This window comes from Nocardia sichangensis (assembly GCF_047200615.1).
Taxonomy (GTDB): domain Bacteria; phylum Actinomycetota; class Actinomycetes; order Mycobacteriales; family Mycobacteriaceae; genus Nocardia; species Nocardia sichangensis.
This window is the reverse complement of sequence record NZ_JBJZOK010000019.1, coordinates 1-17,417: the sequence shown is the minus strand read 5'-3', so window position 1 is coordinate 17,417 and position 17,417 is coordinate 1. Positions and strand designations below refer to the sequence as shown.

Genomic DNA, 17,417 nt, shown 5'->3' with positions numbered 1-17,417 from the left:
GAGCGACATGTTCAGCTCGACCGCGGCCCCGCTTCCCACGCTGTGCGGGCGGCCGGTGGCGACGGATCGGGCGCTCGTGATGGCGATCGTGAACCGCACCCCGGACTCGTTCTACGACCGCGGCGCCACGTTCACCGATGCGGCGGCCATGGATGCCGTGGCGCGCGCGGTGGACGAGGGCGCCGATCTCGTCGACATCGGCGGGGTGAAAGCCGGGCCGGGTGATTCGGTGGACGCGGCCGAGGAGACGCGCCGGGTGGTGCCGTTCGTCGCGGCCATTCGCGCGAAGTACCCGGAGCTACTGATCAGCGTCGACACCTGGCGCGCCGATGTTGCGTTGGCGGCGGTGGGCGAGGGGGCGGATCTGATCAACGACACCTGGGCCGGCGCCGACCCCGATCTCGTTCCGGTGGCCGCCGCGCACGGTGCGGGTGTGGTGTGCAGCCATACCGGTGGCGCGGTGCCGCGCACCAGGCCGCACCGCGTCCGATACACCGACGTGGTGGAGGAGGTCACCGGAACCGTGGTGCGGGCCGCCGAGGAAGCGCTCGCCGCGGGAGTGCGCCGGGATTCGATCCTGATCGATCCGACGCATGATTTCGGCAAAAACACTTATCACGGTCTCGAACTGTTGCGCCGAGTCGACGTTCTTGTAAAAACCGGATGGCCAGTCTTGATGGCGCTGAGCAACAAGGATTTCATCGGGGAGACTCTAGGTGTCGGTCTTTCCGAACGGCTGGAGGGCACTTTGGCGGCGACAGCGTGGTCGGCGGCGGCAGGCGCCAGAGTTTTTCGTGTCCACGAAGTCGCAGCGACCCGGCGGGTCGTGGACATGATCGCCGCTATCCAGGGCATCCGGCCCCCCGCACGAACCTTGCGAGGTCTGGCATGACATTTCAACACCGTGAGCCCGCCTGGGCGACGACCAATACCTGGGACACCCCGAACTGGCGCGTGGACGAACTCGTCTCCGCTAAAGCCGGGCGCACCGTGTCGGTGGTGCTGCCCGCGCTGAACGAAGAACGGACCGTGGCCGACGTGGTGGCCAGCATCCGGCCGCTGCTCGGCACACTGGTGGACGAGCTGATCGTGCTGGACTCCGGCTCGACCGACGCCACCGCGGAGCGGGCCCGCGCCGCGGGCGCCGAGGTGATCAGCCGCGAGCAGGCGGTTCCGGAGCTGGAGCCGGTTGCGGGCAAGGGCGAAGTGCTGTGGCGCTCGCTGGCGGTGACCAGCGGCGATCTGATCGCCTTCGTCGACTCCGACCTCATCGACCCGGATCCCGCCTTCGTGCCGAAGCTGCTCGGTCCGCTGCTCACGGTGGACGACATGCACCTGGCCAAAGCGTATTACCGCAGGCCGTTGCGGCAAGGCGGCGCGGTGGACGCGCATGGCGGCGGCCGCGTCACCGAACTGGTCGCCCGGCCCCTCCTGGCCGCGCTGCGACCGGAGCTGTCGCAGGTGTTGCAGCCGCTCGGCGGCGAGTACGCGGGCACCCGCGAACTGCTCACCTCGGTGCCGTTCGCCCCGGGCTACGGGGTGGAGATCGGGCTGTTGCTCGACACCTACGACCGGCTCGGCATGTCCGCGATCGGCCAGGTCAACCTGGGTGTGCGCACACATCGCAACCGTCCGCTGGCCGACCTGGGGGTGATGAGCCGCCAGATCCTCGGCACCGTGCTCGGTCGCAGCGGTATCCAGGACTCCGGCGCCGCGCTGACCCAGTTCCCGCTGATCGGCGACGAGTTCACCGCGCACCGCACCGAGGTCTCCCTGCTGGACCGCCCGCCGATGAACACCCTCCGGCCGGCCTGCGCCGCGGCCTGATCCGTTCTCGCGCCGCATGCGGATGCGGTCAGGCCCCTTCCGCATGCGGGTCGCGCATGTATCCCGCCTCGATCAGAGTCCGGAAGGCCGCGTACTTGTAGACGCACTCGGAGGGTTCACAGATCCGGTGGCGCTGCATGAGTTCGTGCGCCTCCGCCACCGTCAAGGGCTCGACGGGTAGTCGCTGCGGCCTGCCGATCGGACAGACCGGGAGCGCGGGGGCGGGCAGTTGTTCCGCGATCACGTGCTCGGTGACGCCGACCCGGCGCCGCCGGTTCGCCGGTCCGTGCAGCAACCCGATGGTGGCGAGCAGGCTCGCCGCGCCGACGAGCGAGCAGAGGACGGCGATCTGGGTGGCGGTCACGGCGCATTTCTCCTCTCGGTGGGGCGGGCCGGGCAGAACGTGGCGGGGCCGAAGCGCAACGCACCGTCACCAACGTGCAGTTAATTTTCAGCAAATCAAGTGTGGGCCGAGTGAGCGCGTCGTGCAAGTGGGATTGGACGCGCCGCCGACCGGTATGTGCGGCTCTGGGGCCGGTATTCCCGCCGACCGGCGGTCCAATCCGCCACACGTACGAACTTCGAGCTGATCAGCCGGCGAATGGGTCCCCTCGATGCGCTGCATCGGGGAAGTGGAGTGCCGCCGCGCTCGGCCGGAACCTGGGCGACGAGGGAGGTGGCCGTCTCGTCCGCGCGCCGAGTCCCCGTCGCTGTTCCGCACTGTATGCCCCGACGTCAGGACGACTGCCTCGGCGTATCCGACGGCCTGTGGCCGTGGACGCTGGACCGGTCAACGCGGCTTCGAACTCCCGGGGTCCGGGGCTGATCGTTCCACCACGTGTGCCGACGTGACCGACTCGTGTGACAGCAGGGTGAGCAATTACCCGAGTGCCGCGCGCTTGGCGCCGGCGCTTCGCGCATCGGGTCCGGCCGCAGCGCGTTGAGCCCGAGAAATCGGTGAATTTCCGCTGTGCCGGCCGCTGGTTAACCGAAGGCTATTGGTTGCGGCGACGATGATCCGGCAGCAGTACCTGGTTCGCATCGTCCTCGGTCGCCGAATCCGCGGCAGCGTCACGGGGCTCGTCGGCCTCGGTGCCGGATTGCTCGCGTTCCTCGCGCCCGGGATCGACCGACTCGGCGTCGGTATTCGGCGAGCCGGATTCCGGTTCACCGTCCACCGGGCCGTCCGCCTCGGGTGACGGAGCCGACTGCTCCCGCGCGAGCCGGGCCTGGAGATCGGCGACGGTCACATGAGCCTTCGACCCGGTCGGCCGCAGCAGCACACTGATGATCAGGCCGACCAGGCCCACCGCCAGGACGGCCCCGCCGATCAGCAATAGCGGATTCACGATTTCCTCCTTGCCGGACGCCTCACGCGGCCGTTTCTCGGAGAGCGGTTATCGTCCAGCTATTCAATCATCCGCGTATGAACGCACTCGGGGGAGGGGTGGTGACCTGGGGCACATAATGTGCGGCTGCTTTTTAAGTCGAGAGAGTCGCTGTGAACAGGTGATCAGCAGAGCTAGTGGTGCCCGTTCGGCGGCTCGAGTCATTTTCTGCTGCGCTGATTGCGCGCGTTCTGCGCTCGGTCATGATGACCAGATATTTGCTGAAATCCGTTGTCTCAGTATGTCCGACGCGCCGGGCATCTCGGGGCGGATCCGCAGCGCCTTCACCCGGGTCGCGGCTCAGCGGCGCAGACCCGTTGCGGGCGATCTGTTCTCGGGATCGTGGCGGTAGACCGGCGTGAGCAGCTCGGCCTCCAGCGGTTCGCCGGTGGCACGGTCGAAGCGACAGGCGATCAGCACGGAGAACAGGTGATTGCTCGCTCGTTCGTGCAGGGTGGCCAGCCGGGTGGCGAGCAGCCGGATCGCGCCGAGCGAGCCCGGCGGATGCATGCCGTCGATCATCAATACGCTGCCCCGCCCGTCGGGCCTGGGAAGCCTGCCCAGGTAGGCGATGTCGTGCGGTTCGGGTCCGCCCGGCCGGTAGACCCGTCGGGCCGCCCGGTCCTCGATGCCCCGGCGCGCGTCACCCATTATGGCTACGGCGCGGCGCAATCGTGGGTCCGCGGCGACCAACTGACGCAAGCTCGGGGACAGTTCCGGCCCGCCCAGCACGATCAAGCCGTCCCGCCGCAAATCGACCGGACGGCCCGGTAGGAAATGCTCGACCGCCACGCTGAAACCGAGTTCGCGTAGCAGCTCGGCCAATCGTTGCGGCGCCGCGGGATCCGGCGCGCCGATCACCCGCCCTGCGCGCACCTCCGGGACGAGCACGGTGAGCGAGCCGTGCCCGAAGAACAGTCCTTCCGGCGCGGGTCCCTGCGTACTCACCTGGTGGATACGGGCCCGGGAAAGCCCGGCCGCCGCACCGATTCTGGCGAACGTCCAGCCTTCGGCATGGAGCTCCCGGATCACGGCACGCCGAATCCTGGTCAGTTCGTTGATGGTCTGCTGGGCCGCCGCCACCCCGTCGGTGGCCGCCTTCAGTCGCTCGACCTTGTCCTCGATCGCGAACACGCGCGCCACGTCATCGGCCGACATGTGCGAAGTCTAGACAGCTGAACAGCTCAATGTGTCTAGTCTTCTTGACGTTCAGGTGGCGTCGGTGTCGATCGGAGGACGTTCGTTGCGCTCCAACGGCTTATCCAACTTGGGCATCGGATAGTCCGGCATCCCGCTGTTCGTGCTGTACAGGTCCTTGGGATCGGGCAGCGCGCTGTCGAAATCCCGGAACAGCGAATCATCGCCGTTGAGAAGATGTTTGGTCACCATCGCCCGCGGCGTCATACCGCGCAGTTGGTTCAGGTCGGCCAGCGGTTTACGCAGATCCTCGAACTCCGGCCCCAATTCCTCTTTCAGCTGAGACGTGGCGCCACTCGCGTAATCACGCACCTGCCGCAGGCTGCGCGTGGTCCAGCGCACGGCACCGGGCAAGCGCTCCGGGCCGAGAATCACGAGGGCGGCGACGAGCAGGATGACCATCTCGCTCCAGCCGATGTTGCTGAACACGTAACCAGGCTACCTGGCCCGGTCAGCGGGTCGTCCATTGATAGCCGACCGGGAAATGAACGGTGGGTGTTGTCCGGGCTTTTCCAGGCCGTACAGCACCCACCGCACGTACAAGAAAAGGAATCTATGTGGGGTAGATCACAGTCTTGCCGTTGTGTATGCCGCCGTAGCAGTACTCCACGCCGTCCGTCGCGACCGCGGTGTGCCCTCCACCCGGGCGGCAGTCGAACCAGTCGACGTAAGTGTCGTTCGTGGTAGCGCCGGCCGGTGCCGCGGACAGCCCCACGGTGGCGACCGCCGCCATAGTGGATCCGAGAATGAAAATGGCGAGATGACGCATCACAGCCCTCCCCGTGCTGCTGGATTTCGACAGCGTGACTCTATCCGCCGCGGTTTTGCGGCGTCTAGCGAAAATAATTGGGGTTCTGCGTTATTAGTTGGCGCGGGGAACTGCTAGTCGGATTCCAGGGTCACCGGGACGTCGACTCGGCGGCCGTCGCGGATGAGCTGGACGACCACGGTCTGGCCGATCTTGCTGGACTGTTCGGCCACCGTGAACTCGTCGGAGCTGGTGACCTCCCGATCGCCGACGCGCACGATGACATCGCCTTCGACGATGCCCGCCCGCGCGGCCGGGCCGTTCGGCGACACGTCGGCCACCGCGGCTCCGCTCATGACGTCATTGGCGACCGTCTTGGTGCGGAGGGACAGACCCATGGTCGGATGGTGCACCACACCGTCACGGATCAAGGTCTGCGCGACCTCGGTCATCTTGTCCACCGGGATGGCGAAGCCGAGGCCGACCGAGCCGCCGGTCTCGCTGCGGATGGCGGTGTTGATGCCGATGACCCGGCCGTCCATGTCCACCAGAGCGCCACCGGAGTTACCGGGGTTGATCGACGCGTCGGTCTGCACGGCGTCGATCACGGCCTTCGTGTCGCTGCCCTCGCCCTCCAGTTTCACCGGGCGGTGCAAGGCGCTGACGATGCCGGAGGTGACGGTCTTGCTCAGGCCGAGCGGCGATCCGATGGCCAGCACGTCGTCGCCGACCTGTACGTTGCCGGATTTGCCGAGCTGAGCGACGGTGAGATTCTTCACATCGACCTTCAGGACGGCCAGGTCGGTCTTCGGGTCGCGGCCGACGATCTGGGCGGGCACCCTGGTGCCGTCGGAGAACTGCACCTGGATCGCGGATCGGTTGGTCTTGTCCTGGGCGGCCATCGAGACGACGTGGTTGTTGGTGACGACGTAGCCGCCGCCGTCGATCACCACGCCGGAGCCGGTGGCGCCGTTCTCACCGACGGTCACGCGGATGGAGACGACCGAGGGCAACACGGCGTTGGCGACCTTTGCGATCAGGCCGTGCGGGCGGTTTCCGTCGCCGCCCTGTTCGAGGGCCACCTTGCGGGAGGTCAGCGTCGAGGCGGTTTCCGCGGTCAGGCGGCCGACCAGCCCGCCGAGCAGGCCGATGACGAGTGCGACGAGCGCGAGTAGGGCCAGCGCCTTGGGCGCGACTCGGGAGCCGAACAGCACTTCGCGGGCGCTGAGCTTCTCGGCCTGCGGCAGCGCCTGCGGTTTGGGTGTGGGCACCGCGGGGGCTCCGAGGCGGGCGACCGCCTCCGGGTCGCGCCATGGATCGGCCGGTCCGGCAGCGGGAGCCTGGCCACCGGCCGCGTCGGGATCGCGCTGCAGGAGTTCGCTGGAGCCTTCTGGACGGCCGAAAGCCTCGGCCAGCACCGCGTCGGGCGGACGGTTCTGCAGTTCGGGACCGGATTGCGGCGCCGCGCCCGCCTTACGGAGCGGCAGCGGCTCGGCGAACGAACCGGACAGGCCGGACGGTCTGCGGAAGGCCCGCGCCGTGTGCGTGTCGACATGGGGCCGGTAGACCGGGCGCGGACCGAGCACGGGTGCGTCCGGAGGACGGAGATTCCCGCGGTTGGCCGCCGAATCCGAGGTGTCGGCCGATCCGGAATTCGTCGATTCGGTGGTCACTCGGGAAACTCTACTTGCGCCACCACGTGGTCCACCGGGTCGCGGTGAACGAATCGGTCAGAAACCCGAAAACCGCGTCGTTACGCCCGGACTGACCGGAGGTCGGGGCGGGCGTCCGGCCACTGGACGCGCCGCCGGGCAACTCCGCGAGGGGAATTTTGGTCAGGCTGTCGTGCAGCCCGGTCGGAATCGCGACCTGGCCTGCGTGCCGCAGTGCGATGCGCGCCTGTTGCTGGGCATCGACCTCGGCCGCGCATTCGGGACACAGCGAGAGGTGCTGAGCGGCACGCAGGTAGGCGTTCATCCGCAACTCACCGTCCACGTACGCCGCGATCGCCTCGCTCGCCAAATGCTCGGTGGGGCGAAAACGGGGCGGACGACGACCGGACGTGCTGAAGTCGCCACTCATTCGGTGCTCACCCTTCCAACCGACATCGACCGATGTTCGGGCGATGCCGGCTTCCGACGAATCACCCTATGTTCGCGTCAGCGGCGAACCGCTGCTCACTTCCATTATGCGCAAGGTAGTCGCGCAGGGCTTGGCGTCCACGGTGGATCCGACTGCGCACAGTGCCCAGTTTCACGCCGAGCGTAGCGCCGATCTCCTCGTAGGACAGCCCCTCGATATCGCACAGGACCACGGCCGCGCGGAACTCCGGCGCGAGCGAATCCAGAGCCGATTGCAGGTCGGGATCCAGCCGGGCGTCGTGGTAGGCCTGCTCCGGCCCCGGGCCCTCGGCGGGCACCCGGTCGTAGTCCTCGGGCAGCGCTTCCATCCTGATCCGGTTGCGGCGGCGCACCATGTCCAGGAACAGGTTGGTAGTGATGCGGTGCAGCCATCCCTCGAAGGTGCCCGGTTGGTAATTCGACAGCGAACGGAACACCCGGATGAACGTCTCCTGGGTGAGGTCCTCCGCGTCCTGTGCGTCGCCGGAGAGTCGGTAGGCCAGGCGATAGACCCGGTCCGCGTGCTCGCGGACGAGTTCGTCCCACGTGGGCATCGCCGACCGGTCGCCGGTGGCATCGAAGGCAGCAGTCCCGGTCAGCTCGACCGCGTCCTCGGCGGACTCGGCCTCGACCGGCAGGATCTGCTCGGGCAGGGTGGCGTATTCGCGCGCCGCATCGACCATGTGGATGGGGCTACCTCCTACTAGGGACCGCAAACGTCGGGAACTCGCTCGGGGCCGGGTCTACGGTCCGTCACGTACGGATACAACCGACAACCGGTATGTCGTTGTTCCCGCGTCCCGTGTTAATGCACGGTCGGTGGTCTTGCGATGCCCATACTCTTTCTGGTCCTGATATGGCCGGGTTATGGAGATGCTGAGGGTCACCTGAGAAAACCGGCGGCGGAAATGGCGGGCGGCGCGTGTTGTCCGGAACGCCGAGATCACCCGCCCGGCGTTAGCCTCATACCCGTGGCATCGAATCTGGAGCGGAATCTCGCCTATGTGGAGGAATCCGTCGTGGAAGACGAAATCCTCGTCAGCGCGCGGGAACGGGCCACCGAACTCGGCGCGATACCCGTGCCGCCCTCGGTGGGTGCGCTGCTGAGCATGTACGCGCAGTTGCTCGGTGCGCGCGCGGTGGTCGAGGTCGGCACCGGCGCGGGCATCAGCGGCCTGTGGCTGCTCGACGGCATGCGCGAGGACGGCACGCTCACCACCATCGATTCGGAGCCGGAACACCAGCGCGCGGCCAAGGAGGCGTTCCGCGCCGCCGACATCCCGCCCGCGCGCACCCGCCTGATCAACGGGCGGGCGCTGGACGTGCTGCCCCGGCTGGCCGACGGCGCCTACGACCTGGTCTTCATCGACGCCGCGCCGCTGGAGCACCCGGAGTACGTCGCTCAGGCCGTGCGGCTGCTGCGCGACGGCGGCGCCATCCTGCTGCACAACGCGCTGCTGGGCGGGCGCGTACCCGATCCGGCGCAACGTGATCCGGCCACGCAGGCGGTGCGCGCCGCCACCCGCGCCGTCGCGGAGAATCCGGAACTCACCTGCGTGCTGATTCCGGTCGGCGACGGATTGCTTTGCGCCTCACGCGGTTAGCGATTCGCGGAGCAGTCTGATTCCACCCCGGAATCCGGGGTATGCGCTGAGAAAGAACTCAGTGAGGAAAACAGTTATGCGTGAACTAACACCCCTCGAAGTAGCGGCTATGGGGGAAGTCGTGACCGAACGGCGCACGAGTTGGTTGCGGCCGACGATGATGGCCCTGCTGCTCGTGATTCTGGGAGCGGTGCTGGTGATGGTGGTGGTGAGCAACACCGATTTCGACACCGGCCCGGCGAAAACCACGCCTACCCCCGGTCCCTGTGAGCCGTTCTGCACCCAGAACGTCGCCCCGCCCGCCCCGTAATCCCGCTGTCGACCGCGCGCGTACTCCGGCCGAATAGGCCTGCCGCCGAAGTTTTTCCGGAATTCCTGGCCGCCGTGCCGTTTCTTCATCGCAGCCGCACCACCCGCCGGCGTTCGCGAAACAGCCACCGAACGAGCACGGTTCGGCGCATGATGCCGCGAAAGACCGAAGATCCCCGATACTGGTGGAAGTCATGTTCCGAGTGGATCCGGAGGCGGGTGCGGCATGGTGATGATGATGTTTCTCTGGGACGAAGACGAGCGTCGTCCGAAGCCGATTCATTGGGGCCGGACCATGATCGCTTTCGCCGCGGTGCTGTTGTTCGCCGTGCTGGTGGTCTATTTGGTGAGTACCGCCGATTTCGGCGGCGCCTCGAAATCCACCGTGCCACGCACCCCGGGCCCTTGCGCGCCGTTCTGCATCAATTCGCCCGCGCCCGAGCCGGGCGCGCCCTAGCCCGATCCAGGCGGTACTACACCCAGACGCCCTTGCCGACCGTGACGACACCGCCGTTGCTCACGGCGAAGCGGCTGCGGTCGCGCGCCAGGTCCACTCCGATGATCTCGCCCTCGCCGACGACGACGTTCTTGTCCAGAATGGCGTGCCGTACCACCGCGCCGCGCCCGATCCGCACGCCGGGCATGAGCACGCACCCCTCGACAGTGGCGCCGTCGTCGACCATGACGTTGCCGCTGAGCACCGAATTGCGGACGGTGGCGGCCGACAGGATGCTGCCCGCGCCCACGATGCATTCCTGCGCCAGGCCGCCCTGGGCGAACTTGGCGGGCGGAAGGTTCTCGGTCGCCCCGCGGATCGGCCAGTGACGGTTGTAGAGATTGAACACCGGATGCACCGAGACCAGGTCCATGTGCGCGTCGTAGAACGCGTCGATGGTCCCGACATCGCGCCAGTAGCCGCGGTCGCGGTCGGTGGCGCCCGGCACGTCGTTGTCGGCGAAGTCGTAGACACCGGCCTGCCCCGCCGCGACGAGGGCCGGGATGATGTCGCCGCCCATGTCGTGGTCGGAGTCGGAGTTGTCCGCGTCCGCCCGGATCGAGTCCACCAGCACCTTGGTGGTGAAGACGTAGTTGCCCATGGACGCGAAGGTGACGTTCGGGTCGTCCGGGGTGCCGGGCGGATGCGCGGGCTTCTCCAGGAACTGCGTGATGCGGCCGGACTCGTCGCTATCGATGCAGCCGAACGCGCTCGCCTGGCTGCGCGGCACCCGGATGCCGGCCACGGTTACACCGGCACCGGAATCGATGTGATGGCGCACCATCTGCTCCGGGTCCATCCGGTAGACGTGATCGGCGCCGAAAACCGCGATGTATTCCGGGTCCTCGTCGTAGATCAGGTTCAGTGATTGCAGGATCGCGTCCGCGCTGCCGGTGTACCAGCGCGGTCCCAGCCGCTGCTGGGCGGGCACGGGGGTGATGTACTCGCCCGCGAAACCGGACAACCGCCAGGTCTGCGAGATGTGCCGGTCGAGCGAATGCGACTTGTACTGGGTGAGCACGCACAGCCGCAGGAAACCCGCGTTGACCAGATTGCTGAGTACGAAATCGATGAGACGGTAGGCGCCGCCGAACGGGACGGCGGGCTTGGCGCGGTCGGCCGTGAGTGGAAAGAGTCGCTTGCCCTCACCACCGGCGAGCACGATTCCGAGTACGTGCGGCTGGCTCCTCACACCTGCCAAACTACCGGGTGAAGCGCCCGTGAGTGGCCGCCGCGGACGCGAACGTTTAGTTTGGATCGGTGAGTTTCGGCACGGATGGCGGACGTTCGCCGGTGGATTCCGGCGAACGGGACCGGCTTCGCGTCGCGATGCTGACCCGCGAGTATCCGCCCGAGGTGTACGGGGGGGCCGGGGTGCACGTCACGCAGTTGACGGCGCATTTGCGTCAACTGTGCGAGGTGACCGTGCATTGCATGGGTGTCGACCGCGCCGATGCCGTGGTCCACCAACCGGATCCGTCGCTCTACGCCGCCAACGCCGCGCTGCAGATGATGTCCGCCCAGTTGCGGATGGCCGACGCGGTGGGCGATGTGGACGTGGTGCACTCGCATACCTGGTACAGCGGCTTGGCCGGCCATCTGGCCGCGGCCCTCTACGGCGTCCCGCACGTGCTGACCGCCCATTCCCTGGAGCCGCGCAGGCCGTGGAAGGCCGAGCAGCTCGGCGGCGGCTACCGGCTGTCGTCCTGGTCGGAGCGCAACGCCGTCGAGCACGCCGACGCCGTCATCGCGGTGAGCGAGGGCATGCGCCACGACGTGCTCGACGCCTACCCTGCGGTGGACCCGGACCGTGTACATGTGGTGCACAACGGCATCGACGGGGCGGTCTGGCATCCCGGCCCCCCGGCGGGCGGCGAGCCGTCGGTGCTCACCGAACTCGGCGTGCGGGCCGACCTTCCCCTCGTCGCCTTCGTCGGCCGCATCACGCGCCAGAAGGGCGTCGGCCACCTGCTGGCGGCCGCCCGCGACTTCGACCCCGACATCCAGCTCGTGCTGTGCGCGGGCGCGCCGGACACGCCGGAGCTGGAGCACGAGGTCGCCACGGCCGTCCAGGAGCTGCGACAGCGGCGCGGTGGGGTGTTCTGGGTGCGCGAGATGCTGCCGACCGAGCGGATCCGGCAGATTCTCGCCGCGTCGGCACTGTTCGTGTGCCCGTCGGTGTACGAGCCGCTGGGCATCGTCAATCTGGAGGCGATGGCCTGCGCGACCGCGGTGGTCGCCTCCGACGTGGGCGGCATCCCCGAGGTGGTCGACGACCGCAACGGCCGACTGGTGCACTACGACGCGGGCGCAGCCGAGGACTACGAGCACGGACTCGCCGCCGCCGTGAACGAAGTGGCCGGTGATCCGGAGCTGTCCGCTCGGCTGGGCGCCGCGGGGCGCGAGCGCGCGATCTCCGAATTCGACTGGTCACGCATCGCGGCGCGCACGGTCGCGGTCTACGACGAGGTCAGAAAAGGCTGAGCCGGGCGATCATGCCGCCCGGCGGTAGGTGCCGACGACGACCGACGCGGTGACCTCGACGGTCTCCGGCAGCCGCGCGAGACGCTCCGCTCCGGCGGCCGCGTGATGCGCGGACGGACCCATGCCGACCACATGTACGACATCGGTTCTGGCGAGCGTCATCGGATACTCGATCAATGTCCGGTCCACGGGTTCGAGATGTCCCGTCATCGCGGCGTCGAGCCTGCTGTTCTTGTCGGGGTCGACCCGCACCATGTCCAGCGGCTCGATCAGTTCGCCCAAGTGGCGCTCGGTGGGTGTGGCGACAACGAAGCGACCGTCCTCGGTGAGCACCCTGGCGATCTCGCCGGGATTGCGCGGGGCGAAGACGGAGAGTACGCAGGCGAGCGCGCCGTCGCGGATCGGTAACCCGCGCCACGCGTCGGCCAGCACCGCCGCGGCGCGCGGGTGCGCGCGGGCGCATCGCCGGACGGCGGGTTTGGCCACGTCCAGCCCGATGCCGACAGCCGGGGGAGCGGCGTCGAGTGCCCGGGCGAGGTAGTAGCCGGTGCCCGCGCCGACCTCCAGCACCGGACCGTCCGTCCGGCGCGCCGTGGCGGCGCGCGCCACAGCGTCCGCGATCGGCCTGAAGTGGCCCTCGCTCTGGAAGGCGGCGCGGGCGTCGAGCATGGCCGCGGTGTCCCCGGTCATCTTGGTCGACGCACCGGTCAGCAGGCTGACGTAGCCCTGCCTGGCGACGTCGAAACTGTGGCCGCGACCGCAGCGCAGTGCTCGATCCCGCGGTTCGAGCGCGAGCGACGCGGCATCCCGGTGCGCCCGCAGGCATTCCGGGCAGGCCAGGACGTCGGCCGCGTCGGCGAGGGCCGAGTGCTCAGCCGGGGCCACTCAGCTCGTGACGCTCTTCAGTTCGTCACCGAGCGCCGCTGCTTCGTCCGGCGTGAGCTCGACGACCAGACGCCCGCCACCCTCGAGTGGAACCCGCATGACGATTCCACGCCCTTCTTTGGTTGCCTCGAGGGGACCGTCCCCGGTACGGGGCTTCATGGCCGCCATCCTCTGCTCCCTCCAGATCTGCGCGGTCCTTGCGCACTTTTTGGAACTCCAGTTGTCACCAACCAGCGAGCTCGCCGGCGTTTGGCGAGCTACACCCGTCCCATTCTTCCCTATCGCCGATAGGGACGGATAGCTGAGTTCAAAAAGTGACCGGTCGGCCTGTCTCGGGCCGGGCGCTGCCCACCCAGCAGTCGGCCACATGATCATCGACCATTCCGGTCGCCTGCATCAGGGCGTACGCCGTGGTCGGTCCGACAAACCGGAATCCACGCCGTTTCAATTCTTTTGCCATGGCGGTGGATTCGGGCGTGGTGGCGGGCACCTCGGCGCCGGAGCGCGGGCGCGGGCGCGGCCGCGGGGCGAACGACCAGAGCAACTCGTCCAAGCTGACGTCGAGGTCACGCGCGACGCGTGCGTTGGCGATGGCCGCGTCGATCTTGAGGCGGTTGCGGACGATGCCGGCGTCGGCCATCAGCCGGGCGACGTCGTCGGCACCGAACTCCGCGACTCGCGCGATCGAGAAATCTGCGAACGCCGCGCGGAAGGCCGGGCGTTTGCGCAGGATGGTCAGCCAGGACAACCCGGATTGGAACGCCTCCAAGCAGAGCCGTTCGAACAACGCGTCGTCGCCGTGCAGGGGCTTGCCCCACTCGTAGTCGTGATAGTCCCGGTAGAGCTGGGAATCCAACGGCCACGCGCAGCGGATCAGTCCGTCGTCGGCGAGGGCGCTCATTTCGACTCCGGCGCGATCGGCGTCTGCCATCGCGCGGCCTGCGCCTCGGCCAGTTGGTGCTGGAGCTCATCGATCCGCGCGGCCAGCCGGGCCAGCGCCCAATCCACCTCTCCGGCTTTGTAGCCGCGCACCACCTGCTGGAATCGCAACGCGCGCACGTCCGCCCCGGTGATCCCTTCCACCGGCAGCACGGTGGCCGTCGTACCCTCCGGCAGCGGCCCGAGTTCCTCCGCCCGCCCGAACACCGCACTGGCCAGTAGGAACAGCACCGCGGCGACCAAGCCGACGATCAGCACGTACAACAGCATGGTGAGCATGGGACCGAGCTTATTAGCGAGCACCGACAGTCGGGCTCGCGCGTGGCCCTACAAATGCCGGGTGGTGTCGATGCCGAGCGACATGCCCGCGAGGCCGCGACGTCGGACGGCGAGCTTGTCGGCGACCTCCAGCAGGGCCTTGGCGGCCGAGTTCTCCGGATCGCGCAGCACGATCGGAGTACCTTCGTCGCCCGCTTCGCGCAGCGCCTGTTCGATGGGGATCTGGCCGAGCAGCGGCACGCTCGCACCGACGGCGCGGGTGAGCCGGTCGGCGACGGCCTGCCCGCCGCCGGAGCCGTACAGGTCCATCCGGGTGCCGTCCGGCAGGTCCAGCCAGGACATGTTCTCCACCACGCCCGCGATGCGCTGCCGGGTCTGCAACGCGATCGCGCCCGCCCGCTCGGCCACCTCCGCGGCGGCGGGCTGCGGGGTGGTGACGACCAGGATCTCGGCGTTCGGGATCAGCTGTGCGATGGAGATCGCGACGTCGCCGGTGCCCGGCGGCAGATCCAGCAAAAGGATGTCGAGGTCGCCCCAGAACACGTCGGCGAGGAACTGCTGCAACGCCCGGTGCAGCATCGGGCCGCGCCAGACCACGGGGGTGTTTCCCTGGGTGAACTGCGCGATCGAGATCATCTTCACGTCGTGCGCGACCGGCGGCATGATCATCCGCTCCACCTGCGTCGGCCTGGCGTCGGTGCCGAGCATGCGCGGGATGGAATGACCGTAGATGTCGGCGTCCAGCACGCCGACCGACAGGCCACGCGCGGCCATGGCCGCGGCAAGGTTGACCGTCACGCTGGACTTGCCGACGCCGCCCTTTCCGGAGGCGACGGCGTAGACGCGGGTCAGCGAGCCGGGCTGGGCGAAGGGGATGACCGGATCGGCGGAGTCGCCGCGCAGCTGCTTGCGCAGTGCGGTGCGCTGCTCGTCGTCCATCACGTCGAGGTCGACGCTGACGGCGCCCACACCAGGCACGTCGGCGATGGCCTTGCTCACCCGCTGCGTGATCTCGGTGCGCAGGGGGCAGCCCGCCGTCGTCAGATAGATCTCCACGTGGACATCGCTATCAGCGCCGATGACGACGCTTTTCACCATGCCCAGTTCGGTGATCGGCTTGCGGATCTCCGGGTCGTCGACCTTCGCGAGGGCACCCCGCACATCCGATTCCGTAACCACTGGCATGGCCGGAATTTTAGGCGTGTCAAATTTTGGGCAGGTCTCCGGCCCGGGGTGCGACCCCCGTGCTGTAGGAGGTCTCCCATGCCATGACGTTCGCGACATAGGCCATGGAGTGGTTGTAGCGCAGGATCGCCTTGGACTGTTGCGCCAGGTCGCGCATGTTCAGGCCGCCGTCGCAGAGGTACCTCCCCGCCGTCAGCGCGGCGTCGAAGAGGTTCTGCGGATCGGCGATGCCGTCGCCGTTGCCGTCGGCCCCGTAGCGCTTCCAGGTGTCGGGCAGGAACTGCATCGGGCCGATCGCGCGGTCGTAGCTGTCCAAGCCGTCCAGCGCGCCGTCGTCGGAATCCCGGACGACGTGGTTGCCGTTGAGCGAACCGTCCAGCACGGGCCCGTAGACGGGGCTGAGCGGGTTGCCGTCGGCGTCGGCTTTGCCGCCGTACGCGTGGGTGGACTCGACCCGGCCGATACCGGCCAGCAGCGACCACGGCATGCCGCACACCGGGTTCTCGGCGGCCAGGACCCGTTCCGCGTTCTGATAGGCGGCGACGGCGATGCCGGGGACACCAAGCGGCCCGGCCTGCATGGCGGCGGCCTGCCGACCACTGGGCAGCGCAACGGTTTTCACCACGGGCGTCGCCGTGGGCGCGGCCTTGGCCATTGCGTGAGCGAGGAATTCGGTCCCGGCGACGGGCTCGACCATCGATTGCGCGGCGCCCTGAACGTCCTGGCCCTCCGGCGTATGGACGGCGGTCGCGAGCGGCGCTGCCTCGCCTACCTCGGAGGCGGCCGTGACGGATACGAGCCCTGCGGGAACCAATCCGGTCAACGCGATGACGGAACTCCGTCGAACGGTGGCAGGCGGTTGTTTTCGATGACGCCCCACGGTGTGGTGACCCTCCCATGGCTCGCTGTGAGCCCTTTGTTACGGAACCAAGGGGAAGGGTACCGCATCCGAGATCTTTTTGTTACTGCTTCGTGATCTGATGCCAGGTTTGAATCACTGCTGGGGCGCGGGTGGCGCGGGAAGGGGGATGACGATGCCGAACGGCAGGGTGATTCCGGGCGGCGGCGTGGGTGTGGGTTCGGCGGCGGTCGCCGATTCGGGTTCCGGTGCGGGTGGTGTGGTGGTGGCGGCGGGTTCGGATTCGCGGCGAGACTCGTTGTCGCGGGCGGGTAGGTCACCCGGGATGGGGGCAGGTTCGGCGGTGGCGAGCGTGGTGTCCGGCTGTCCGCATCCGGCGGCGAGCTGGTCCTGTGTGCCGGGTTGTCCTGCGGGAGCAGGCTGTCCTGCGGTGCCGGGTTGTCCCGCTGTAGCGGCCTCCGCGGGTTTGTCCGCCCCGGCGGGATCGGTGGAACCCGGGTTGCGCGGCTCGGCCGGTGTGGCGCTGTAAGGCTGCTGCGGTGCGAGCGGTACGCGGGCGGTTCCGGGTAGGTCCGGGAACGGCATCGGAGCGGGAACCGATTGCCCGACACAGGGATTCACCGGCGCTGGAGCCGGGCAGAAGATCCCGCACGGGATCGGCGGCAGACCGGGAAGCGTGATCATCACCTGCGTCGGCTGCGGTCGCGGCCGGGGCGCTCGATACTGTCCGGCCGGATCCGTGGTCGGGGTGGTGGTGCGCACCGCGGTCATGTCCGTGCCCGGCCCCACCGGCGGCAACGACCCCGGCGCCACCAGATCCGGCGACACCCGCACCTGCGTCGGCGAACCACCCGACCGATACGCCCGAGCCCAGCTCAACACATTCGCCGCGTACGCCATCGAGTTGTTGTACCGCAACACCGCCCGCAACTCCTGCGCCGGATCCCGCAGATCCAAACCCCCCGAACACAAATACTTCCCCGCCGCCAACGCCGCATCGAACACATTGTGCGGATCGGCCACCCCGTCCCCATTACCATCCGCCGCATACACCCCCCACGTCCCCGGCAAGAACTGCATCGGACCCACCGCCCGCG

At 68.4% G+C, this 17,417-nt stretch carries 22 protein-coding genes; 6 read left to right on the top strand and 16 right to left on the bottom strand.

Features of this window, described 5'->3' with window-relative positions:
• Positions 1-7 precede the first annotated feature (7 nt).
• Both folP and ACL03I_RS24610 read left to right on the top strand, forming a co-directional pair.
• Positions 8-892, top strand: a complete 885-nt coding sequence (gene folP, locus ACL03I_RS24615) for a dihydropteroate synthase (protein ID WP_356966629.1) — start codon at positions 8-10, stop codon at positions 890-892.
• Positions 889-1,827 carry a glucosyl-3-phosphoglycerate synthase gene (locus ACL03I_RS24610; RefSeq protein WP_355080402.1) on the top strand — a complete coding sequence of 313 codons (939 nt, stop codon included), beginning with the start codon at positions 889-891 and terminating at the stop codon, positions 1,825-1,827. Before folP ends, ACL03I_RS24610 begins: the two co-directional genes overlap by 4 nt.
• A 28-nt stretch (positions 1,828-1,855) precedes the next feature.
• Here ACL03I_RS24610 and ACL03I_RS24605 read toward each other — a convergent pair whose 3' ends face one another.
• The 8 genes from ACL03I_RS24605 to sigE form a co-directional block, all read right to left on the bottom strand.
• Complete coding sequence (locus ACL03I_RS24605; RefSeq protein WP_355080404.1) at positions 1,856-2,191, bottom strand: hypothetical protein; 336 nt, start codon at positions 2,189-2,191, stop codon at positions 1,856-1,858.
• A gap of 631 nt (positions 2,192-2,822) precedes the next feature.
• A complete protein-coding gene (locus ACL03I_RS24600) occupies positions 2,823-3,176 on the bottom strand; it encodes a hypothetical protein (RefSeq protein WP_355080405.1) in 354 nt (117 codons plus the stop codon).
• A gap of 339 nt (positions 3,177-3,515) precedes the next feature.
• Positions 3,516-4,373: a hypothetical protein gene (locus ACL03I_RS24595; protein ID WP_412807043.1), complete on the bottom strand. Its 858-nt coding sequence runs from the start codon at positions 4,371-4,373 to the stop codon at positions 3,516-3,518.
• 51 nt (positions 4,374-4,424) lie between these two features.
• Positions 4,425-4,841, bottom strand: coding sequence for a Sec-independent protein translocase protein TatB (gene tatB, locus ACL03I_RS24590; RefSeq protein WP_067804157.1), 417 nt, complete (start codon positions 4,839-4,841; stop codon positions 4,425-4,427).
• Positions 4,842-4,965: 124 nt separating this feature from the next.
• Complete coding sequence (locus ACL03I_RS24585) at positions 4,966-5,181, bottom strand: hypothetical protein (RefSeq protein WP_412807042.1); 216 nt, start codon at positions 5,179-5,181, stop codon at positions 4,966-4,968.
• 113 nt (positions 5,182-5,294) lie between these two features.
• The gene (locus ACL03I_RS24580) at positions 5,295-6,833 is read right to left on the bottom strand and encodes a S1C family serine protease (protein ID WP_356966620.1); all 1,539 of its coding nucleotides are present in this window, start codon (positions 6,831-6,833) and stop codon (positions 5,295-5,297) included.
• Between the two features lie 10 nt (positions 6,834-6,843).
• The gene (locus tag ACL03I_RS24575; protein WP_412807041.1) at positions 6,844-7,242 is read right to left on the bottom strand and encodes a hypothetical protein; all 399 of its coding nucleotides are present in this window, start codon (positions 7,240-7,242) and stop codon (positions 6,844-6,846) included.
• A 61-nt stretch (positions 7,243-7,303) separates the two neighbouring features.
• Positions 7,304-7,963 carry an RNA polymerase sigma factor SigE gene (gene sigE, locus ACL03I_RS24570; RefSeq protein WP_355080414.1) on the bottom strand — a complete coding sequence of 220 codons (660 nt, stop codon included), beginning with the start codon at positions 7,961-7,963 and terminating at the stop codon, positions 7,304-7,306.
• A gap of 288 nt (positions 7,964-8,251) precedes the next feature.
• On the opposite strand from sigE, the gene ACL03I_RS24565 reads away from it, so the two are divergent.
• From ACL03I_RS24565 to ACL03I_RS24555, 3 genes are all read left to right on the top strand, one after another.
• Entirely contained in the window at positions 8,252-8,884 is a 633-nt protein-coding gene (locus ACL03I_RS24565; protein ID WP_412807040.1) for an O-methyltransferase, read from the top strand.
• Positions 8,885-8,960: 76 nt separating this feature from the next.
• Entirely contained in the window at positions 8,961-9,194 is a 234-nt protein-coding gene (locus ACL03I_RS24560) for a hypothetical protein (RefSeq protein WP_356966616.1), read from the top strand.
• A 225-nt stretch (positions 9,195-9,419) separates the two neighbouring features.
• A complete protein-coding gene (locus ACL03I_RS24555) occupies positions 9,420-9,650 on the top strand; it encodes a hypothetical protein (RefSeq protein WP_356966614.1) in 231 nt (76 codons plus the stop codon).
• A gap of 16 nt (positions 9,651-9,666) precedes the next feature.
• Here the strand turns inward: ACL03I_RS24555 and glgC are convergent, their stop codons facing one another.
• Entirely contained in the window at positions 9,667-10,881 is a 1,215-nt protein-coding gene (gene glgC / locus ACL03I_RS24550) for a glucose-1-phosphate adenylyltransferase (protein WP_355080419.1), read from the bottom strand.
• 137 nt (positions 10,882-11,018) lie between these two features.
• Between glgC and glgA the strand changes: the two genes are divergently transcribed.
• Positions 11,019-12,173, top strand: a complete 1,155-nt coding sequence (glgA, locus tag ACL03I_RS24545; protein WP_355080430.1) for a glycogen synthase — start codon at positions 11,019-11,021, stop codon at positions 12,171-12,173.
• Between the two features lie 9 nt (positions 12,174-12,182).
• Here glgA and ACL03I_RS24540 read toward each other — a convergent pair whose 3' ends face one another.
• The 7 genes from ACL03I_RS24540 to ACL03I_RS24510 all read right to left on the bottom strand — a co-directional run.
• The gene (locus ACL03I_RS24540) at positions 12,183-13,058 is read right to left on the bottom strand and encodes a putative RNA methyltransferase (RefSeq protein WP_412807039.1); all 876 of its coding nucleotides are present in this window, start codon (positions 13,056-13,058) and stop codon (positions 12,183-12,185) included.
• Positions 13,059-13,226: a DUF3117 domain-containing protein gene (locus ACL03I_RS24535; RefSeq protein WP_011211259.1), complete on the bottom strand. Its 168-nt coding sequence runs from the start codon at positions 13,224-13,226 to the stop codon at positions 13,059-13,061. It abuts the gene before it with no gap.
• A 139-nt stretch (positions 13,227-13,365) separates the two neighbouring features.
• Positions 13,366-13,989, bottom strand: a complete 624-nt coding sequence (locus ACL03I_RS24530) for a DNA-3-methyladenine glycosylase I (RefSeq protein WP_412807038.1) — start codon at positions 13,987-13,989, stop codon at positions 13,366-13,368.
• Positions 13,956-14,276 (bottom strand): DivIVA domain-containing protein, encoded by a 321-nt coding sequence (locus ACL03I_RS24525; RefSeq protein ID WP_039800550.1) that lies wholly within the window; start codon positions 14,274-14,276, stop codon positions 13,956-13,958. Before ACL03I_RS24525 ends, ACL03I_RS24530 begins: the two co-directional genes overlap by 34 nt.
• Before the next feature lie 48 nt (positions 14,277-14,324).
• Positions 14,325-15,461, bottom strand: a complete 1,137-nt coding sequence (locus ACL03I_RS24520) for an Mrp/NBP35 family ATP-binding protein (RefSeq protein WP_412807037.1) — start codon at positions 15,459-15,461, stop codon at positions 14,325-14,327.
• Positions 15,462-15,480: 19 nt separating this feature from the next.
• Positions 15,481-16,341, bottom strand: coding sequence for a lytic transglycosylase domain-containing protein (locus ACL03I_RS24515; protein ID WP_355080424.1), 861 nt, complete (start codon positions 16,339-16,341; stop codon positions 15,481-15,483).
• Positions 16,342-16,455: 114 nt separating this feature from the next.
• Positions 16,456-17,417 (bottom strand): lytic transglycosylase domain-containing protein (locus tag ACL03I_RS24510; protein ID WP_412807036.1); only part of this gene is annotated, 962 nt, incomplete at its 5' end.

Excerpts from the sequence above, each read along its gene's own strand:
- folP (WP_356966629.1), top strand. The coding sequence starts at position 8 with ATGTTCAGCTCGACCGCGGCCCCGCTTCCCACGCTGTGCGGGCGGCCG.
- ACL03I_RS24610 (WP_355080402.1), top strand. The coding sequence starts at position 889 with ATGACATTTCAACACCGTGAGCCCGCCTGGGCGACGACCAATACCTGG.
- ACL03I_RS24595 (WP_412807043.1), bottom strand. The coding sequence starts at position 4,373 with ATGTCGGCCGATGACGTGGCGCGCGTGTTCGCGATCGAGGACAAGGTC.
- ACL03I_RS24585 (WP_412807042.1), bottom strand. The coding sequence starts at position 5,181 with ATGCGTCATCTCGCCATTTTCATTCTCGGATCCACTATGGCGGCGGTC.
- ACL03I_RS24575 (WP_412807041.1), bottom strand. The coding sequence starts at position 7,242 with ATGAGTGGCGACTTCAGCACGTCCGGTCGTCGTCCGCCCCGTTTTCGC.
- sigE (WP_355080414.1), bottom strand. The coding sequence starts at position 7,963 with ATGGTCGATGCGGCGCGCGAATACGCCACCCTGCCCGAGCAGATCCTG.
- ACL03I_RS24560 (WP_356966616.1), top strand. The coding sequence starts at position 8,961 with ATGCGTGAACTAACACCCCTCGAAGTAGCGGCTATGGGGGAAGTCGTG.
- ACL03I_RS24555 (WP_356966614.1), top strand. The coding sequence starts at position 9,420 with ATGGTGATGATGATGTTTCTCTGGGACGAAGACGAGCGTCGTCCGAAG.
- glgA (WP_355080430.1), top strand. The coding sequence starts at position 11,019 with ATGCTGACCCGCGAGTATCCGCCCGAGGTGTACGGGGGGGCCGGGGTG.
- ACL03I_RS24535 (WP_011211259.1), bottom strand. The coding sequence starts at position 13,226 with ATGGCGGCCATGAAGCCCCGTACCGGGGACGGTCCCCTCGAGGCAACC.
- ACL03I_RS24530 (WP_412807038.1), bottom strand. The coding sequence starts at position 13,989 with ATGGCAGACGCCGATCGCGCCGGAGTCGAAATGAGCGCCCTCGCCGAC.
- ACL03I_RS24525 (WP_039800550.1), bottom strand. The coding sequence starts at position 14,276 with ATGCTCACCATGCTGTTGTACGTGCTGATCGTCGGCTTGGTCGCCGCG.
- ACL03I_RS24520 (WP_412807037.1), bottom strand. The coding sequence starts at position 15,461 with ATGCCAGTGGTTACGGAATCGGATGTGCGGGGTGCCCTCGCGAAGGTC.